17 protein-coding genes are annotated in these 17,550 nt (G+C 57.8%); 11 read left to right on the top strand and 6 right to left on the bottom strand.

The genetic code is table 11. The features are described 5' to 3' along the window. Positions 1-223 precede the first annotated feature (223 nt). The 5 genes from Q0C28_RS11590 (at position 224) to Q0C28_RS11570 (ending at position 6,596) form a co-directional block, all read left to right on the top strand. Positions 224-1,537 carry a helix-turn-helix domain-containing protein gene (locus tag Q0C28_RS11590; RefSeq protein WP_293575939.1) on the top strand — a complete coding sequence of 438 codons (1,314 nt, stop codon included), beginning with the start codon at positions 224-226 and terminating at the stop codon, positions 1,535-1,537. Positions 1,538-1,631: 94 nt separating this feature from the next. Beyond that, positions 1,632-2,102, top strand: coding sequence for a response regulator (locus Q0C28_RS11585; RefSeq protein ID WP_293575938.1), 471 nt, complete (start codon positions 1,632-1,634; stop codon positions 2,100-2,102). A gap of 80 nt (positions 2,103-2,182) precedes the next feature. Beyond that, positions 2,183-2,500 carry a hypothetical protein gene (locus tag Q0C28_RS11580; protein WP_293575936.1) on the top strand — a complete coding sequence of 106 codons (318 nt, stop codon included), beginning with the start codon at positions 2,183-2,185 and terminating at the stop codon, positions 2,498-2,500. Continuing rightward, on the top strand, positions 2,500-5,178 hold the full coding sequence (locus tag Q0C28_RS11575) for an ATP-binding protein (RefSeq protein ID WP_293575934.1): 2,679 nt from the start codon (positions 2,500-2,502) through the stop codon (positions 5,176-5,178). The genes Q0C28_RS11580 and Q0C28_RS11575 overlap by 1 nt, the downstream gene beginning before the upstream one ends. Positions 5,179-5,258: 80 nt before the next feature. After that, positions 5,259-6,596: a FliM/FliN family flagellar motor C-terminal domain-containing protein gene (locus Q0C28_RS11570; protein WP_293575932.1), complete on the top strand. Its 1,338-nt coding sequence runs from the start codon at positions 5,259-5,261 to the stop codon at positions 6,594-6,596. A gap of 199 nt (positions 6,597-6,795) precedes the next feature. Here Q0C28_RS11570 and Q0C28_RS11565 read toward each other — a convergent pair whose 3' ends face one another. The 4 genes from Q0C28_RS11565 to Q0C28_RS11550 are packed head-to-tail and all read right to left on the bottom strand — an operon-like array spanning position 6,796 to position 8,998. Continuing rightward, positions 6,796-7,233 (bottom strand): TIGR01244 family sulfur transferase, encoded by a 438-nt coding sequence (locus Q0C28_RS11565; protein WP_293575930.1) that lies wholly within the window; start codon positions 7,231-7,233, stop codon positions 6,796-6,798. Between the two features lie 11 nt (positions 7,234-7,244). Then, positions 7,245-7,679, bottom strand: a complete 435-nt coding sequence (locus tag Q0C28_RS11560; RefSeq protein ID WP_293575928.1) for a DUF6691 family protein — start codon at positions 7,677-7,679, stop codon at positions 7,245-7,247. Then, positions 7,679-8,101: a YeeE/YedE thiosulfate transporter family protein gene (locus Q0C28_RS11555; protein WP_293575926.1), complete on the bottom strand. Its 423-nt coding sequence runs from the start codon at positions 8,099-8,101 to the stop codon at positions 7,679-7,681. Before Q0C28_RS11555 ends, Q0C28_RS11560 begins: the two co-directional genes overlap by 1 nt. A gap of 33 nt (positions 8,102-8,134) precedes the next feature. After that, positions 8,135-8,998 carry an MBL fold metallo-hydrolase gene (locus Q0C28_RS11550; protein ID WP_293575924.1) on the bottom strand — a complete coding sequence of 288 codons (864 nt, stop codon included), beginning with the start codon at positions 8,996-8,998 and terminating at the stop codon, positions 8,135-8,137. A 496-nt stretch (positions 8,999-9,494) separates the two neighbouring features. Between Q0C28_RS11550 and Q0C28_RS11545 the strand changes: the two genes are divergently transcribed. Further along, on the top strand, positions 9,495-9,785 hold the full coding sequence (locus Q0C28_RS11545) for a hypothetical protein (protein ID WP_293575922.1): 291 nt from the start codon (positions 9,495-9,497) through the stop codon (positions 9,783-9,785). A 106-nt stretch (positions 9,786-9,891) separates the two neighbouring features. Here Q0C28_RS11545 and Q0C28_RS11540 read toward each other — a convergent pair whose 3' ends face one another. Then, positions 9,892-10,110, bottom strand: coding sequence for a hypothetical protein (locus Q0C28_RS11540; RefSeq protein ID WP_293575920.1), 219 nt, complete (start codon positions 10,108-10,110; stop codon positions 9,892-9,894). A 191-nt stretch (positions 10,111-10,301) separates the two neighbouring features. Between Q0C28_RS11540 and Q0C28_RS11535 the strand changes: the two genes are divergently transcribed. From Q0C28_RS11535 to preA, 3 genes are all read left to right on the top strand, one after another. Then, a complete protein-coding gene (locus tag Q0C28_RS11535) occupies positions 10,302-10,565 on the top strand; it encodes a DUF2312 domain-containing protein (protein WP_293575918.1) in 264 nt (87 codons plus the stop codon). A 382-nt stretch (positions 10,566-10,947) separates the two neighbouring features. After that, positions 10,948-12,282: an NAD(P)-dependent oxidoreductase gene (locus tag Q0C28_RS11530; RefSeq protein ID WP_293575916.1), complete on the top strand. Its 1,335-nt coding sequence runs from the start codon at positions 10,948-10,950 to the stop codon at positions 12,280-12,282. A gap of 53 nt (positions 12,283-12,335) precedes the next feature. Beyond that, positions 12,336-13,640, top strand: coding sequence for an NAD-dependent dihydropyrimidine dehydrogenase subunit PreA (gene preA / locus Q0C28_RS11525; protein WP_293575914.1), 1,305 nt, complete (start codon positions 12,336-12,338; stop codon positions 13,638-13,640). A gap of 165 nt (positions 13,641-13,805) precedes the next feature. On the opposite strand, the gene Q0C28_RS11520 is transcribed toward preA, so the two are convergent. Continuing rightward, entirely contained in the window at positions 13,806-14,429 is a 624-nt protein-coding gene (locus tag Q0C28_RS11520; RefSeq protein ID WP_293575912.1) for a TetR family transcriptional regulator C-terminal domain-containing protein, read from the bottom strand. A 242-nt stretch (positions 14,430-14,671) separates the two neighbouring features. Between Q0C28_RS11520 and Q0C28_RS11515 the strand changes: the two genes are divergently transcribed. Next, positions 14,672-15,922 (top strand): Zn-dependent hydrolase, encoded by a 1,251-nt coding sequence (locus Q0C28_RS11515; protein ID WP_293575910.1) that lies wholly within the window; start codon positions 14,672-14,674, stop codon positions 15,920-15,922. Positions 15,923-16,057: 135 nt separating this feature from the next. Next, positions 16,058-17,512, top strand: a complete 1,455-nt coding sequence (gene hydA, locus Q0C28_RS11510) for a dihydropyrimidinase (protein WP_293575908.1) — start codon at positions 16,058-16,060, stop codon at positions 17,510-17,512. The last annotated feature ends 38 nt before the right edge of the window (positions 17,513-17,550 follow it).

The following is a 17,550-nucleotide window of genomic DNA, read 5'->3' as shown; positions in this document are numbered from 1 at the left end:
CCTAATGTGATTGATGCCGACAGGTCCTCAATTCTGCCAACGCCAGCACGTTATCGTGCAAAGGCAGTATGGGAGGTGGCTGTAAAGTCACGCAATAAAACCCTTGAAACGCCGGGTTATTCTGTAAACAAATGAACAGAAAGTCGGTGAATTTTGTAAATTAAGTTATGTTGCAGTGCAGAATGAACCGAGATCTGGCTGGTTCTGTAAGGGGGTAGGGGCCATGGGACGGGATACTTTGACGGGCAGCCGGATCAGGGAGCGGCGGTTGATGCTTGGGCTGCGACAGGCTGAATTGGCCCGCCAGGTGGGGATCTCGGCTTCCTATCTCAATCTGATCGAACATAATCGGCGCAAAATTGGGGGCAAACTGCTGCTGAACCTGGCAAGAGTGCTGGCGGTTGAACCCTCCATGCTGACCGAAGGAGCCGAGGTCGCCCTGCTGGCATCGCTGCGCGAGGCCGCGGCAGGGCTGCCCCGGCCGATTGCCGAATTGGACAAGCCGGATGAATTTGCCGGGCGCTTTCCGGGTTGGGCCGAGGTTCTGGCCCAACAGCAGCAGCGCATCACGGGGCTAGAGCGGATCGTCCAAACGCTTTCGGACCGGTTGACCCATGATCCTCAGCTTGCCGCCTCCATGCACGAAGTTCTGTCGACGGCCGCAGCCATTCGTTCAACCGCCGCTATTCTGGCCGAACCGGGCGAACTGGACCCGGAATGGCGCGACCGCTTTCACCAGAACCTGAACCAGGACTCCCAGCGTCTCGCGGACAGCAGTCGGTTGCTGGTCAGTTTTCTGGACGAAAGTGACACTGGCGATGAGCGCAGGGGTGTGCCGCAGGAAGATGTGGACCGTTTCTTTGCCGACGCAGGGTATCATTTTCCAGCGCTTGAACAGGCCAAACCCGAAGCGCAGCCCGCTCTCATCGCAGAGGTGATCGCGGACGCCAGCAGCCTGCTCAGTGAGGCGGCGCGTTTGATCGCGCGGGAAGCCCTGCAACAGTACTGCGCCGACGCCAGGGCCATTCCACTTGAACCGCTACAAGACATACTGAACGCCCGCGGGTTTGATCTCGACCATGTCGCGCATCGCTTTCGCTGCGACATGGCCACTGTTTTGCGCCGCGTCGGGTTGTTGCCGGAGGCTATGTTGGGGCAGGCCGTCGGCCTTGTGGTGTGCGACGCGTCCGGGGCGATCCTCTTTCGCAAATCCGCGCCTGGCTTCATACTGCCACGATTTGGCGCCTCCTGCGCGACATGGCCGCTGTTCACAGCGCTGACTCGCCCACAAGAGCCGCTGCGCCGACAGGTTGTTCAGCACAGCAGGGGCGACCACGGGTATGAGTGTTTTGCGGTGTCCTGGCCCCACCGAGCGATCGGCTTGGATCGGGATCCTTTGTATCGGGCGGTCATGTTGATCGTACCATCGAAAGAGGTTGCCCCGCAGGCCCAGGTTGTTGGCGCCAGCTGTCGGGTCTGTTCTTACAATCGCTGTGCGGCGCGGCGCGAACCGTCATTGTTGCGCGAAGAGTTTTGACAGACCGGCTCCCTAAACGTTACGGTGCCAGCAGGGAGGACGCGAGGATCAGTGTTAAGTCACTGATATTTGCGCATTGGAGGATAGTTCGAACATGAGCAGACATGTTGTTCTGGTCGAAGACGAACCAAATATCACCGAAGCGATCCGGTTTCTGCTCACTCGGGATGGATGGGATGTAGACACCCACTCTGACGGGAGCGACGCAGTCGAGGTCATTTGTGCGGCCAAGCCGGATTTGGTGATTTTGGATTTGATGCTGCCTGGCAAAAGCGGTCTGGAGATCATCCGTGACCTGCGCGAGGGCGGAGAGTTGCCGGGACTGCCGGTGCTGATGCTGACGGCGCGTGGCCAGTTGAAAGACCGCACAATGGCGGAGGAGGCGGGGGTAACCCGCTTCATGACCAAACCCTTTTCAAACACCGAAGTTTTGACAGCGGTGCGCGATCTGCATGCCCAAGCCAGGCTTGCGGCGCAACCAGCGGTGGGTTCTGTGTCGCTGTCATCGATGGGGGCGGCGACAAGTGATGAGACCCACGCGCGGCCCCGGTCCAAATCGGGATGATGCGCGGAGACGGTGCCGGGGACGCCGCAGAGCGCTCTTCGCCTTTTGTTGCACGCAAAACATATAGACGACGCAGGCTGATGGACGTCGCGCGACTGTTGCCTGCGGCAGGGGCGCTTTTGTTTTTGATCCCGCTGCTCTGGCCCGTGGCTGAGGGACCTGGCCAAACAGATGCGATGCCTTTGTCTTCCGCCATGACCTATGTGTTGGCAATCTGGGCGCTGCTTATACTGATGGCGTTTCTCTTTGGCTTGGCTGTGCGGCGCTGGGCAGACCATTGGACCAGCGACGCCTTGCAGAATGACGCAACGGGCCACGACCAAGACGTGGTTGGACCAATGCAGCCCGTCTTTCAGCCCACGCAGCGGCCCGACCCAGCATCGGAGACGCCGCAGTAATGGCTTCGCTTAATCTGCTGGCCTTTGTGTGCCTGACCTATGTTGCCATCCTGTTTATCGTGGCCTTTGCGGCGGATCGCTATGCGCGGGGACGCAACAAGGCCCGTTGGATGGGCTCGCCGCTGATCTATACGCTCTCGCTCTCGATCTATTGCACCGCCTGGACGTTCTACGGCGCAGTTGGCTATGCGGCGCGCTCTGGGTTGGAGTACATAACGATCTACCTCGGCCCGACACTGGTGATGGTTGGCTGGTGGTGGGGGCTGCGCAAACTGGTGCGGGTTGGCCGCAGCCAAAGGGTCACCTCCATCGCAGATCTTCTGTCGGCTCGCTATGGCAAGTCCAATCTGTTGGCGATCAGCGTCACCCTGCTCGCGGTGATTGGCACAACCCCCTATATTTCATTGCAGCTGCAATCGATCACCCTGTCGTTTTCTATTTTCGCCGAAGCGGACCCGCTGCGCAGCGTGAATGAAACGCAAACCGTTTTCTGGGTCGCCACAGGGCTTGCTGTTTTTGCAATCTTGTTTGGCACGCGCAATCTCAACGCCAATGAACGCCATCACGGTGTGGTTATGGCGGTGGCTCTTGAAGCGGTGGTGAAGCTGATTTCGCTTCTGGCGGTGGGCATTTTTGTGGTGTGGGGGCTGTCTGGTGGGATTGCCGCCACTATGGAGCGCATCGATGCCTCGGCAATCGGACAATGGCAGGTGGACAAAAGCCGCTGGGCCACCATCACCTTTCTGTCTGCGGCGGCATTTGTCTGTTTGCCGCGTATGTTTCAGGTCATGGTGGTGGAGAACGACGATGAACGTCATCTGCGGATCGCGGCTTGGGCCTTTCCTCTCTATCTGTTGCTGATCTCCATTTTTGTTGTCCCCATTGCCGCCATTGGGTTGGAGCGGCTGCCCGAAGGCTCCAATCCCGATCTCTTTGTGCTGTCTTTGCCATTGGCAGAAGGGCAGCAGGGATTGGCGATGTTGTCCTTTATCGGAGGATTTTCCTCGGCCACATCGATGGCCATCGTGGCTGCCATGGCGTTGTCGACGATGGTGTCAAACCACATCGTGATGCCGATATGGCTGCGCTGGCAAGAGGTCGGCGCCTCGGTGTCAGGCGATGTGCGTGACGTGGTTTTGATGGCGCGCCGTTTGTCCATCGCGGGCATCATGGGGCTTGGGTATCTGTATTACACCGTATCGGGTGGTGGCGCGGCTTTGGCCTCCATCGGGTTGATCGCCTTTGCCGGCGTGGCGCAACTGCTGCCGAGCCTGGTGGGCGGGCTGTTCTGGCGGGGTGCGACCCGTGTGGGCGCTCTCACCGGTTTGAGCGTTGGTTTTGTGCTTTGGCTCTACACGATGTTGTTGCCCGCGCTGGGCGGAGGCGTTTTTTCAGCCTCCATCATGGCGGAGGGCCCTTGGAGCATGGCCTGGCTGCGGCCACATGCGCTGTTTGGCATCACCGGATTGGACCCGACCGTCCATGCGGTGTTCTGGTCGTTGGTGTTGAACACTTCGGCCTTTTTGGTTGCATCGCTCGCCACATTTCCGAGCCCGTTGGAGCGTCTGCAGGGTGCGCAGTTTGTGGATGTGTTCGAGCATTCGACCGGGCCACGTGGGTGGGTTGGATCGGTGGCGCAGGCCGAAGATCTGATGATCATGTCGCAGCGTATTCTCGGCGCGCAGGAAGCTCAGTTGTTTTTTCAACAGGAGCTGAAGAAACAGGGGGGCAGAGGGCCGCTGCCTGAGCCCTCACCAGCGTTTCTGGAGCGACTGGAGCGCGAGCTGAGCGCCTCGATTGGCACCGCGGCGGCTCATGCGATGGTGGGTCAGATTGTTGGTGGCTCCTCCGTATCGGTGCAGGATCTGCTGGCTGTTGCGGATGAAACCGCGCAGATTTTGGAATATTCCAACCGTCTGGAGACGCAGTCTGCTGAACTGTCAAGAACGGCCCGCAAGCTACGAGAAACGAATGAGAAACTGACCCAGATATCACAACAGAAAGATGCGTTTCTGAGCCAGGTTAGCCATGAATTGCGAACGCCGATGACATCGATCCGGGCGTTTTCCGAAATCCTGCGCGACACCGGCACGCTGGATGCAGAAGAGCACAATCGTTATGCCGGAATTATCCATGACGAAGCACAGCGGCTGACCCGGTTGCTCGATGATCTGCTGGACCTCAGCGTGCTGGAAAATGGGCAGGTGTCGCTCAATTTCAGCGCAGGGCGGCTTGGCGATGTGTTGGACCATTCCGTGGCGACCGCGCTGGCGGATGGGTCAACGCGGTTGCAGGTTTTGCGTGATGCCGCAACCGATGATTTGCGATTGTCCAGCGATTTGGACCGGCTCTCGCAGGTGTTCATCAATCTGATTGCCAATGCTGAAAAATACTGCACTGCTGCAGAACCTGTGTTGCGCATTTCGGCCCGCCAGATTGAAGCTGCGATCATCATTGATTTTGCAGACAACGGTGCAGGCATTCCGCCTGAGCACCGGACCACTGTATTTGAGAAGTTCTCGCGTGTCAGTCCGGAAATGGCCGGTGGTGCAGGTCTTGGGCTGGCGATCTGCCGGGAGATCATGCAGCGGCTTGGTGGCAACATTGCGTATCTCCCAAATGAGACTGGCGGCATTTTCCGCGTGTCGCTGAAATTGAACCAGGAAAAAGTAAGTTAAATCCTGCGCGTAAAGGCTCTGGTAACCATTCTCGGGCTAAACCAGTAGCAACCGGTGCGTGAGGGGCAGGTCTACAACCTATGGCAGAAGAAGAAACCGAAACAGAAGCTGCAGGCAGCAGAGGTGGCGTCGCCCGTAAATTGGCCGCAACCAAAGAGGGCAAAAGCGCACTCTCCAGCTCCCTGACCCTCAAGGCGCTGCGCCGCTCGATTGCGCGTGCGGCGGCCGATCTGTGTGATCTTCCTGCGGCGGTTTTGGCAGCCCGGCAGGCCAACCGCGTACCCGAAGATCTGGCAGCCAATCTCTCTGACAGTGATCTGTTGATCCTGCTGGATGGCCCAGAAGGACGCATTGGTGCCGCGACCTTGGATGCAGCCGCGGTCACCGCACTGATCCAGCAGCAGACCATGGGTCTGGTCCTTGGCAAAGCACCGAGTGAGCGGAATTATACACCAACCGATGCAGCTATGGTTGCGGACTTTCTGGAGCGGGTGTTCGCCAAAGTGGTGTCCATGCTGGCGGGCCAGGCGGACGAGGCGATTTTTTCAGGATACCGTTTCGGTGCCCAGATCGAAAACGTGCGCAGCCTCGTATTGGGGATGGAGGCCGAGGACTATCGCGTCATTGATCTGACGCTGGATTTGTCCTGCGGTGCGATGCAAGGCACGCTGAAACTTGTACTGCCCGAACCTGCGCCCGAGGAGAAGGATCTCTCAGGTGCAAACGGGCAGGTGGGTCCGTCTCTTGGCAGCAACATGGGTGCCATGCGGGCTGAACTGCGGGCTGTTCTGTGCAAGATGCAGGTCCCTGCAAATACGTTCTCTGACCTGAAAGAAGGCGATATCCTACCGCTGGATCAGGCATTCCTCTACGAGACGGAAATGATTTCCATCACGGGTCAATCCATTGCGCAGGGTCGGCTCGGCCAGATGAACGGTGCCCGTGCGGTGCGGTTGACAGACCCCAACGCCCTGGCCTCTGAAACCGGGAATGACGGCTCTTTTGTTTCTCAGATGGGCGGCGGCGAACCGGCTGCCATGGATTTGGCGCCCCCAATGGACCTATCCATTGCAGCGCAGGGCCTGCAGGATCCGATGCAGGACATGGGTGGCGACCTGGGATCTCTGGGCGCTGATTTTGATGCAGAGTTTGGAGCAGATCTGGGTGCCGACCTTGGCGGTGATCTCGGTGGCGGCCTTGGCGCTCCACTGGGTGGTGACCTTGGCGGGTTGCCAGCTGCCGATGGCCTGCCTGATCTGCCTGCGATGGGAGATTTGGGTGGGGATCTCGGGGCCGATTTGGGCGCTGATTTTGGTGGCACCCTTGATACCGGGTTGCCTGCTGATCTTCCAGATCTGGGTGCCACACCGGCAGAGGCCGAGATTGCAGAACTGGCCGGTCTGAGCAACAACAGCTAGGGCCTTGGCCTGATCTCGGGCCAGCCAAAGCTCTGCTATACAGCGGCTCGCGCGTTGGCCGCTACATTTGCCGCTTTAGCGCTTACTTTTCATCCGGGTCACAGACGTTGATCCGGCATTGCAACATCATACAACGATATAACAAAAACGCGTGTTTGCCCCACTTTGAGCGCGGCAAACACTTGTCTGGACGCAGATGTTAGCCTGCAGTCTGATTGTGCGCCAAGGCCTCAAGAGTGGGCCGCAATCCATCCAGCTGATATCCCGCCTTTGCGGCGGCCAGTAGAATGTCGTCGACAGATTGTTCACTGGCCTGACCCAGAGCCCAAACCACCGAACAGCGCGTGCCGGATGCACAATAGGCAAAGACGGGGGTTTCTGCTGCCTCAATGATCGCTTTTTGCCGTGCAACATTGTCTGGCGTCATCGTCTGGTGGGTCAGCGGCAGGACTTCGAATGTCAGGCCAAGCGCTTCGGCGGCGGTTTGTATCGCTGCAGCCTGATGGCTGGGCGGAACCTCTTCATCCGGCCGGTTGCAGATGATGGTCTGATACCCTGCTTCAGCGATCCGGCTCAGATCTTCGACTGAAATTTGCGGGGATACGGTGTAGCGGGGGGAAAGAATGCGTGGGTCCATGATCCCGTCTTTTAAGCGGTTGCTGTGTCTTGGTCTAGCCATTGCAGAACGCGGCCTGACCCGATCATACCGATGGCCATGGCTGCCAGGAACAGGAGCCCCTCGGTACCGCCAAATCCGACGCTCGCAATTGCCGGTCCTGGGCACAGTCCTGCAAGGCCCCAACCAACGCCAAACATTGTGGATCCAACGATCAATCTGCGGTCCGGTGCTGATTTTGGGTGTGCAGGCCATTGCCCGCCTGCCAGTGGCCGACGTCCCCGCGTTAGGCGCCAAGCGAGCATCATCGGCAGGATCGCCCCCACCATCACAAATGCGAGAGTGGGATCCCATGAACCAGTGATGTCCAAGAAACCTTGGACTTTTTGCGTGTCTGTCATGCCAGATATCAGCAGGCCCGCACCAAACAGGGCACCCGAGACAAAAGCAATGCCGAATCGTTTCATCACAACACTCCCAACAGACGCAGGAGCGCGACTGTGCCAGCCCCCGCCGCGCAAAAGACCAGCGTGGCGATGAGCCCGCGAAGTGACAGCCGCGAGATGCCGCAGACCCCGTGACCAGACGTGCATCCATTGGCCAGCCGGGTTCCAAACCCGACCAACACACCGGCTGCGAGGATGACGCCAGTGTTGCTTGTCAGATGGGTGGGCGCGCCACCGAGGGTCAACGCAATCACAAAGGGCGCCAGAGCCAAGCCTGCCACAAACGTCAGGCGTTCCGCCCAATCAGAGGGGGCTGATCCGTCGATCAAACGGCCGAAAATTCCGCTGACGCCCATGATGCGGCCATTGCCCAGCAGCAAAATCAGGCCCGCCACGCCGATAAGCATACCTCCCATGAGGCCAAAGATCCAAGCGGTCTCCATGTGTTCTGCGCTCCTTTGCGAGGGGGGGATCTGTCAGAGTTTGTTGATGGGCAATTTCAGATAGACGTCGCCCTCGGCATCGGGCTCGGGCATGTGGCCCGCGCGCATATTGACCTGCAGTGATGGCAGGATCAGCCGGGGCATCGCCAGCGAGGCATCCCGCTTGTCGCGCATTGCCACGAACTCTTCGATGCTGCGTCCGGACGCGACGTGAATGTTCAGCGCTTTTTGTTCGCCCACCGTTGTTTCCCAGGCAAAATCGTCACGACCTGGGGCTTTGTAATCATGGCCTACAAAAATGCGTGTTTCATCGGGTAGGGCGAGGATACGCTGAATCGATTGAAACAGCTGTTGCGAAGATCCGCCCGGAAAATCACATCGCGCGGTGCCGAAATCGGGCATGAACAGCGTGTCCCCGACAAAGGCTGCATCGCCAATGACATAGGTCAGGCAGGCTGGGGTGTGACCGGGTGTGTGCAGCACATCGGCGCGCATCTGTCCGATGTGCAAACTGTCGCCATCATCGAACAAAGCGTCGAACTGGCTGCCATCGCGCTGGAATTCGGTGCCTTCGTTGAAGACCTTGCCAAAGGTGGTTTGTACTGTGGTGATGTGACGGCCAATGCCAATTTTCCCGCCAAGTTTCTCCTGCAGATACGGTGCTGCCGAGAGGTGATCGGCGTGAACGTGGCTTTCCAGGATCCAATCAACGTTCAGGTTGTGGTCCTGGATCCAGGCAATGATGCGATCCGCCGAGGATGTGCCCGTGCGGCCGGAAGAATGGTCAAAATCCAGGACGGAGTCGATGATTGCGCAGGAGCGTCCATTTGGCTCTTTGACCACATAAGAAACTGTATTTGTTTGCAAATCAAAGAATGCTTCAACGGCTGGATGCATGGGAACTCCTCCTGTTTTTCTACATATATATAAATGTGAATATGTTCAAGCGTGACATGCCGGTCTTCAGTGTCGCGAAGACGTGGACTGAAAACCACCGTAAAATGCACCCGGATGACGCGTTGTGGCGGCATTAAGATCTTGTTAAGGTGTATTTGTCCTCTACCTTATCCACAGGTAGCGTGCCGTGGGTGGGCCAGGCGCAGGTTGGGACTGACAAATACCGTGGCAGATCGCCGCGCGGGTCAAACAGAGTTCCGCTTCAGCTTGATCCCGACCCTCGATGCGCCAGTTTGAAAATAAAAGAGAGCTCTACTCGGCGCGTGGCGGGGGCTGGCGAATGGCCATCGATCCAGTTCGGCGAGCGATTGATCTGATAAAAACGACAAGAGCAAAGACAACAGGACCAAAGACAACAAGACCAAGGACGTTTCCAATCCGTGCAGTGCCGTTGGCCTGCACCGGCTGATAAGCATGGCAGAGGGAGGAACTGACAATGGGTGGCGTGAATTTTGGATATGCCGGGGCACGACCAGAGCAGCAGTCGTCGGCGCAGTCACCGGTGCAGTCGTCAGGGCAGAGCAGGCTGATGGCTGCGGCGCAACAACTTGAGCAGATGCTGCTGGCCGCGCATCGCAACGACCGGCATCGTTTGGGGGCAGAGTTCAGCCATGTTCTTGCGCGTCTGCGCATTGCGGGCGTACGTGTGCCGCCGCGCATGGTGCGTTTGGACCAGATGCTGCACGAAGAATTCGCTGACCACATGTTTGACAACATGCCGGTTTGAACGGACCAAAACAGACTGCCTGATGCTATCCCTCTGGGTCTTCAAAGCGGATACAGCAGATACAAGGGCAAAACCGCCTGCGCGGAGCGCCAGAGCGGTGACGGCACTAGCCGAGGCTCAGCCCCAACATCACCAGCATCAGGCCGATCACTGACAGAAAGAGAGCGCCGAGATTGAGCGGCAGGGCTTTTTGGATCGCGGCCCGCAGCTCTTCATCGCTGAGATTCTGCCGTTTGGCAGAGGCCACGCGAATGACACTCACAATCAATCCGGCCAATCCGGCAACCGACAGGGCCGCACCGCCCCAAACCATAATTTCGAACATCGTTTTCTCCGTCGTCAGCCTGTGATTGTGTCTGCTGACCTGCGATCAAGACAGAAAACCGCCTAGCGGATTACACGCGCTGGGGCAAGCCGATCTCATCCGCGCCAAATGCGCGATCATCGCTTGCGGCGGCGTCAGCGCACTTGTATTTGAGACGGTGAATTGACCTCTATTTTGCGGATGGATCTCCCATGGACATGACCGAAGACGAAAAGAGCGACAGCTACCGTGTGACCGCTGGTGAACTGCGCCAGTTCATTGAACGATTTGAGCGGCTGGATGCTGAAAAGAAAGATCTGGCTGATCAGCAGAAAGAGATCATGGCCGAGGCGAAGGCGCGCGGTTATGACACCAAAGTCATTCGCAAGGTGATCGCTCTGCGCAAGCGTGACAAAGACGATATCGCCGAAGAAGAGGCGGTTTTGGAAATGTACAAAGAAGCGCTTGGCATGTGATCTGCCAACCGTTGAATTTTGCAAAAGGCCTCTGCCAATTGGCGGGGGCCTTTTTGTTTCTGCGCTGTCGGAATCGATGCGTGTGTTGGTCGAATTCCACCTGTTTTTGTCAGTCTCTCCTGTGCGGAAAATCTAGGCGTTTTGGGGCAGTCATGCTGACGTTTTGAGCGGAGTTGACACCGCGAATTTTGGGGCCGCGCGGTGGGTTTCTATGCGATTTCACGAAGTGGATGGATGGGGTAAGTAATAAGATACAATGTTTTACGGCTTATTTCTAAAGTTGCGCGATATGTAATTTTGCACGTCTCAATTTTTTACCAGTTGATAAAAAATGAAACTGTGGCACTGTGATTCCATAAGAAACACATCAGGGAGACACCCAATGGCGACCAGCCATCAGGCATCCAGCATCGAAGCAGGGCGTTTGTCCGCAGCTGAGATCGCTGAGAACTTTGGTGATCTGCATCCGCAGTATGAGCCGCACGAGGCGGCTGTTGCGGCGGATCGCTGTTACTTCTGTTACGACGCGCCCTGCATGACGGCCTGTCCGACAGCCATCGATATCCCGCAGTTCATTCGCGAAATCCAAGCAGGCCATCCCGAAAGCGCGGCCAAAACGATTTTGGAACAGAACATTCTGGGCGGCATGTGCGCGCGGGTATGCCCCACCGAAACGCTCTGCGAGGAGGCTTGCGTGCGCGAAGCCGCAGAAGGCAAACCGGTCGAGATTGGTCGCTTGCAGCGTTACGCCACGGACAAGTTGATGGAGAAGGGCGTGCACCCGTTCTCTCGTGCAGAGCCCACGGGCAAGACGGTTGCCGTTGTCGGCGCAGGCCCTGCCGGGTTGTCGGCGGCCCATCGTCTGGCGATGTTGGGTCACGATGTCACGGTCTATGATCGCAAGGCAAAGGCCGGTGGTCTGAATGAGTTTGGTATCGCCGCCTATAAATCGACCAATGATTTTGCTGCTCAGGAAGTGGCCTGGTTGCTGCAGATCGGCGGCATCACAGTCGAATACGGCAAATCACTGGGCGCTGAATTGACGCTTGATGCGCTGAAGGCTGATTTTGACGCTGTGTTCCTTTCCATCGGATTGGGGGGCGTCAACGCGCTGCGTGCCACTGGCGAAGACAAGGGCGGTGTGCGTGACGCGGTGGAATTCATCGCGGAGCTGCGCCAGGCGGATGATCTGACGTCTCTGCCGGTTGGGCGCAACGTGGTTGTGATCGGTGGCGGTATGACCGCGGTTGATGCTGCGGTGCAGTCCAAGTTGCTGGGCGCGGAAAACGTGACCATTGCCTATCGCCGGGGCCGTGATGCGATGGGGGCCAGCCGGTATGAACAGGATTTGGCTGCAACAAAAGGCGTCAAGCTGATGTTCAACGTCCAGCCCAAGGCGATCCATGGCAATGGGTCCTGCGTCGAGATCGAGTTGGAGTACACCAGCGCGACTGACGGCACCTTGCAGGGCACCGGCGAAACGGTGCGCCTGGCTGCGGATCAGATCTACAAGGCGATTGGCCAGACCCTGCAGGACCAGCCCGACGGGTTGGCCTTGGAAGGGCGTAAGATCAAAGTTGATGACGCAGGGCGCACCTCGGTCGCAGGTGTCTGGGCTGGGGGCGATTGTGCGTCCGGCGGAGAGGATCTCACCGTGACAGCCGTTGCCGAAGGTCGTGATGCGGCCATGGATATTCACGCCAGCCTGATCGGCTAAGCCAGCGGCGAGGTTGGCTACGACCTCGCGTTGCCAGTGTAAGGAACAGACAAATGGCTGATTTAACAGCAGACTTTCTAGGGATCAAATCTCCGAACCCGTTCTGGCTGGCCTCCGCGCCTCCGACGGACAAGGAATATAACGTCCGCCGTGCCTTTGAGGCCGGATGGGGCGGAGTGGTGTGGAAAACCCTCGGCTCCGAGGGTCCGCCGGTTGTGAACGTCAATGGCCCGCGTTACGGCGCGATCTGGGGGGCGGACCGCCGCCTTCTTGGGTTGAACAACATTGAGTTGATTACCGACCGCCCGCTTGAGGTGAACCTGGAAGAAATCGCCCGGGTCAAAAAAGACTATCCAGATCGTGCTATCATTGTCTCTCTGATGGTGCCCTGTGAGGAACAGGCTTGGAAGGACATCCTGCCACGGGTTGAGGCCACTGGCGCGGATGGGATCGAGCTGAACTTTGGCTGCCCACACGGCATGGCCGAGCGCGGCATGGGATCAGCCGTTGGCCAGGTTCCCGAATATATTCAGATGGTTACGGAGTGGTGTAAGAAATACTACTCCAAGCCGGTGATCGTGAAACTGACCCCCAACATCACCGACATCCGCTTCCCCGCACGGGCCGCCAAAGCGGGGGGCGCGGATGCGGTCAGCCTGATCAACACAATCAACTCCATCGTGTCTGTTGATCTTGATGCCATGGCGCCAGAGCCAACCATCGGCGACAAGGGCACGCATGGCGGTTACTGTGGTCCAGCGGTGAAGCCAATCGCGCTCAATATGGTTGCTGAAATCGCCCGTTGCCCGCAAACCCACGGTCTGCCAATTTCGGCAATCGGAGGGGTGACCACCTGGCGCGATGCGGCGGAATTCATGACCATGGGCGCGGGCAACGTGCAGGTCTGTACCGCAGCGATGACCTATGGGTTCAACGTCGTGAAGGAAATGATTTCCGGCCTCAACCAGTGGATGGATGACAAAGGCTACGACACGTTGGACGATTTTGTTGGCAAGGCTGTGCCCAACGTCACCGACTGGCAGTATCTCAATCTGAACTACGTGGCCAAGGCCAAGATCAATCAGGACGATTGCATCAAATGTGGTCGCTGCTTCGCAGCTTGCGAGGACACATCACATCAGGCCATCGCCATGAGCGACGATCGTGTCTTCACGGTAAAAGATGATGAATGCGTGGCCTGCAATCTTTGCGTCAACGTCTGCCCGGTCGAAGGCTGCATCACGATGGAACAGGTTCCTGCAGGACAGATTGATGAGCGGACCGGGAAAGTTGTCTCTGACGACTATGCCAATTGGACAACCCATCCGAACAACCCGGCGTCCACGGCAGCGGAATAACAAGAGCCAAAGGCCCTTTGCCCAAAGGCCTTTCGCCAGCTAGATCAATACGGCGTCTCCCGACGGAGGCGCCGTTTTTTGTTTCAGGTCCATCTGATTTGCGGGTGATTTACCGGCTCGTTTCATCTGCCGACCGATTTTGTCCGTCAAACTTGGGCGCGCGTGCTATCCGGCGATGTGATCTGGCGCGAGCAAGCGGCGGAACATGAGCTCCAGATGTTGGGGCGCGCTGTCAAACGGATCTTCGTCCTCCATCAGAGTGCGCACCTGCACATCAAAATCAGCGTAGTGCTGAGTCAGCGACCAGATCGAAAAAAGCAGATGTTTTGAATGGGTTCGGTTCAGCTTGCCCGCATCCATCCACTGCGTGATCAGGGCGGATTTTTCCTCCAGCAGGGGTTTTAGATCCTTGCTCAAACTGTCGAGCATCCGAGGCGCGCCTTGTACGATTTCATTGGCAAACAACCGGCTTTCGCGGGGAAAATCGCGGCTCATCTGCAGCTTGCGCTGAACATAGGCCAGGATCTCTTCCAGCGGGTCGCCATCCGGATCCAAGGCGCGCAGCGGATCCAGCCATGTGTCAAGAAGGCCGGACAGCAGCTCGGTGAAAATCGCCTCTTTCGAGGGGAAATAATAAAGCAGATTTGGTTTGCTCAGCCCGGCCGCTTTGGCGATCTGATCGACCGTTGCACCGCGAAAACCATGGTTGGAAAAGACCTCAAGCGCGGCCTCCAGAATGGTTGCGCGATTCTTTTTCTGAATCCGGGTGGGGCTGCGATCAGTTGGCATTTTGCTCTTTGGGCTTTCTCGGATGGCGGAGAGTGTGGCTTGCGCCTGAATTTTCGTCAAAGATTCGAGGGTTAGAGGTATTTTCGGCAGATAGTGGACTCAATTTCTTGACTGAATCGGCAACCCTGATAGCGTGAGTTTGACCAGTTGGTCAAATCAGGACCAGCGTTTCTAAGCCACCGAAACGGCGCAAAGCCGAGATGATCCCGCACAAAAGTGGGACAACAGGGAAGGAAGCTGAGATGACGTCGCTTGGACAGAATCTTAAAATCAACGGCGACAGGCTGTGGGACAGCCTGATGGAAATGGCCCAGATTGGACCGGGTGTTGCGGGCGGCAACAACCGGCAGACCCTCACAGATGATGACGCTGCGGGCCGTGTCTTGTTCCAGAGCTGGTGCGAAGAGGCAGGTTGCACCATGGGGCTCGATACCATGGGCAACATGTTTGCCACGCGCGCCGGGACCGACCCCGATGCCCTGCCGGTTTACATGGGCTCGCACCTCGATACACAGCCCACGGGTGGCAAATATGACGGCGTTCTTGGTGTTCTGGGCGGGCTGGAGGTGCTGCGCACGCTGAACGACCTGGGGATCAAGACCAAACATCCCATTGTGGTGACCAATTGGACCAACGAAGAGGGCACGCGCTTTGCGCCGGCCATGTTGGCATCCGGCGTCTTTGCAGGCAAGCACAGCCAGGACTGGGCCTATGGCCGTGAGGATGCGGAGGGCAAGTCCTTCGGTGATGAGTTGAAACGCATCGGCTGGGTGGGTGACGAAGAGGTCGGTGCCCGGAAAATGCATGCGATGTTTGAATTGCACATCGAACAAGGGCCTATCCTGGAAGCGGAAAACAAGGAAATTGGTGTGGTCACCCATGGGCAGGGGCTCTGGTGGTTGCAATGCACCGTTACCGGAAAAGATGCGCATACCGGCTCCACGCCAATGAATATGCGCGTGAACGCCGGTCTAGGTATGGCGCGCATGACAGAAGCCGCCCATCGGATTGCCATGGCGCATCAACCCCATGCGGTGGGGGCGGTCGGCCAGTGCGATGTTTACCCCAACTCGCGCAACGTGATCCCGGGCAAGGTGGTGTTCACGGTTGATTTCCGCTCGCCGGATCTGAACAAGCTGACATCCATGCGCGCGCAATATGAAGCCGAGGCCAAGGTCATCGCAGATGAACTGGGTCTGGGGCTGGAGATCGAACCGGTGGGCCATTTTGATCCGGTGACGTTTGATCCAGGCTGTGTGACGGCCGTGCGATCTGCGGCGGAGCGTCTGGGCTACAGCCATATGGATATCGTGTCCGGTGCCGGCCATGACGCATGTTGGATCAATGATGTCGCGCCGACCGCGATGATCATGTGTCCCTGTGTCGATGGTCTGAGCCACAATGAGGCGGAAGAGATTTCCAAGGAGTGGGCGGCGGCAGGCACAGACGTGATGTTGCACGCCGTTCTGGAAACAGCCGAAATCGTGGCATAGGGCAGGGGTCATAGGGAAGGGGCTGCGGCCCTCGCCACACCTGCCACATCCCGCGCCAATAGGGCCAACAGAAGTCCGCGCGATGGGATCTTCAAAACATGCGGCTGTGTCCGCACTCTCACAGGGAGAACACTCATGACGACAGTCATCAGAAACGGCACAATTGTGACCGCGGATCTGACCTATAAGGCAGATGTTTTGATCGAAAACGGTGTCATTGCGCAAATCGGCCCCGGCTTGAAAGGGGATGAGGAGCTGGATGCAACCGGCTGTTACGTCATGCCCGGCGGGATCGACCCGCATACGCATCTGGAAATGCCGTTCATGGGCACCTATTCCAGCGATGATTTCGAAAGCGGCACGCGCGCCGGTCTGGCGGGTGGCACCACGATGGTGGTTGATTTCGCATTGCCCAACCCCGGTGAAAGCCTGTTGGATGCGCTGAAACGCTGGGACAACAAATCGACCCGCGCGAACTGCGACTATTCCTTCCACATGGCGGTGACTTGGTGGGGCGAGCAGGTGTTTGATGACATCAAGACCGTCATCGAAATTCGCGGCATCAACACCTTCAAGCATTTCATGGCCTACAAGGGCGCGCTGATGGTGAATGACGACGAACTCTATGCATCGTTCCAGCGTCTGGCAGAGCTGGGCGGCATCGCTATGGTGCATGCTGAAAACGGAGATGTGGTTGCCGAGCTGTCGGCAAAACTGCTGGCAGAAGGTAATTCTGGCCCCGAAGCCCACGCCTATTCCCGGCCACCGCAGGTGGAGGGCGAGGCGACAAACCGGGCCATCATGATTGCTGATATGGCGGGCGTGCCGCTTTATGTGGTGCACACATCATGCGAAGAAAGCCACGAGGCCATCCGGCGGGCGCGGATGCAGGGCAAGCGCGTCTGGGGGGAGCCGCTGATCCAGCATCTGACCCTGGATGAGAGTGAATATTTCGACAAGGATTGGGACCACGCAGCGCGTCGGGTGATGTCGCCTCCCTTCCGCAACAAACAGCATCAGAATTCCCTGTGGAATGGTCTGCAATCTGGCTCCCTGTCTGTGGTCGCAACCGACCACTGTGCCTTCACCACCGAACAGAAACGCTATGGCGTTGGTGATTTCACCAAAATTCCAAATGGGACGGGCGGGCTCGAAGATCGTATGCCGATGTTGTGGACCCATGGGGTAAACACCGGCCGCCTGACGCCAAATGAATTTGTGGCCGTTACCTCTACCAATATTGCCAAGATCCTGAATTGCTACCCCAAGAAGGGAGCGGTTCTGGTCGGCGCGGATGCAGATCTGGTGGTCTGGGATCCGGAGAAAACGAAGGTGATTTCGGCAGGTAGCCAGCAATCCTCGATCGACTATAACGTCTTTGAAGGTCACGAGGTTAAAGGGTTGCCCAGGTTCACCCTGACACGTGGGCATGTTGCGGTGCATGATGGCGAGATCCGCACCCAAGAAGGCCACGGCAAATTCGTCGAGCGTGCGCCAAATACCACCGTCAATAAGGCACTATCGACCTGGAAAGAGCTCACCGCGCCGCGGCCCGTCGAACGGACAGGCATTCCGGCAACAGGTGTGTAAGGATGAAAAGGGCTGCCAGTTTTGGTGGCCCGTTTTTT

This window comes from Phaeobacter sp. (assembly GCF_022825805.1).
Classification (GTDB): domain Bacteria; phylum Pseudomonadota; class Alphaproteobacteria; order Rhodobacterales; family Rhodobacteraceae; genus Phaeobacter.
This window is presented reverse-complemented; position numbering and strand designations above follow the sequence as displayed.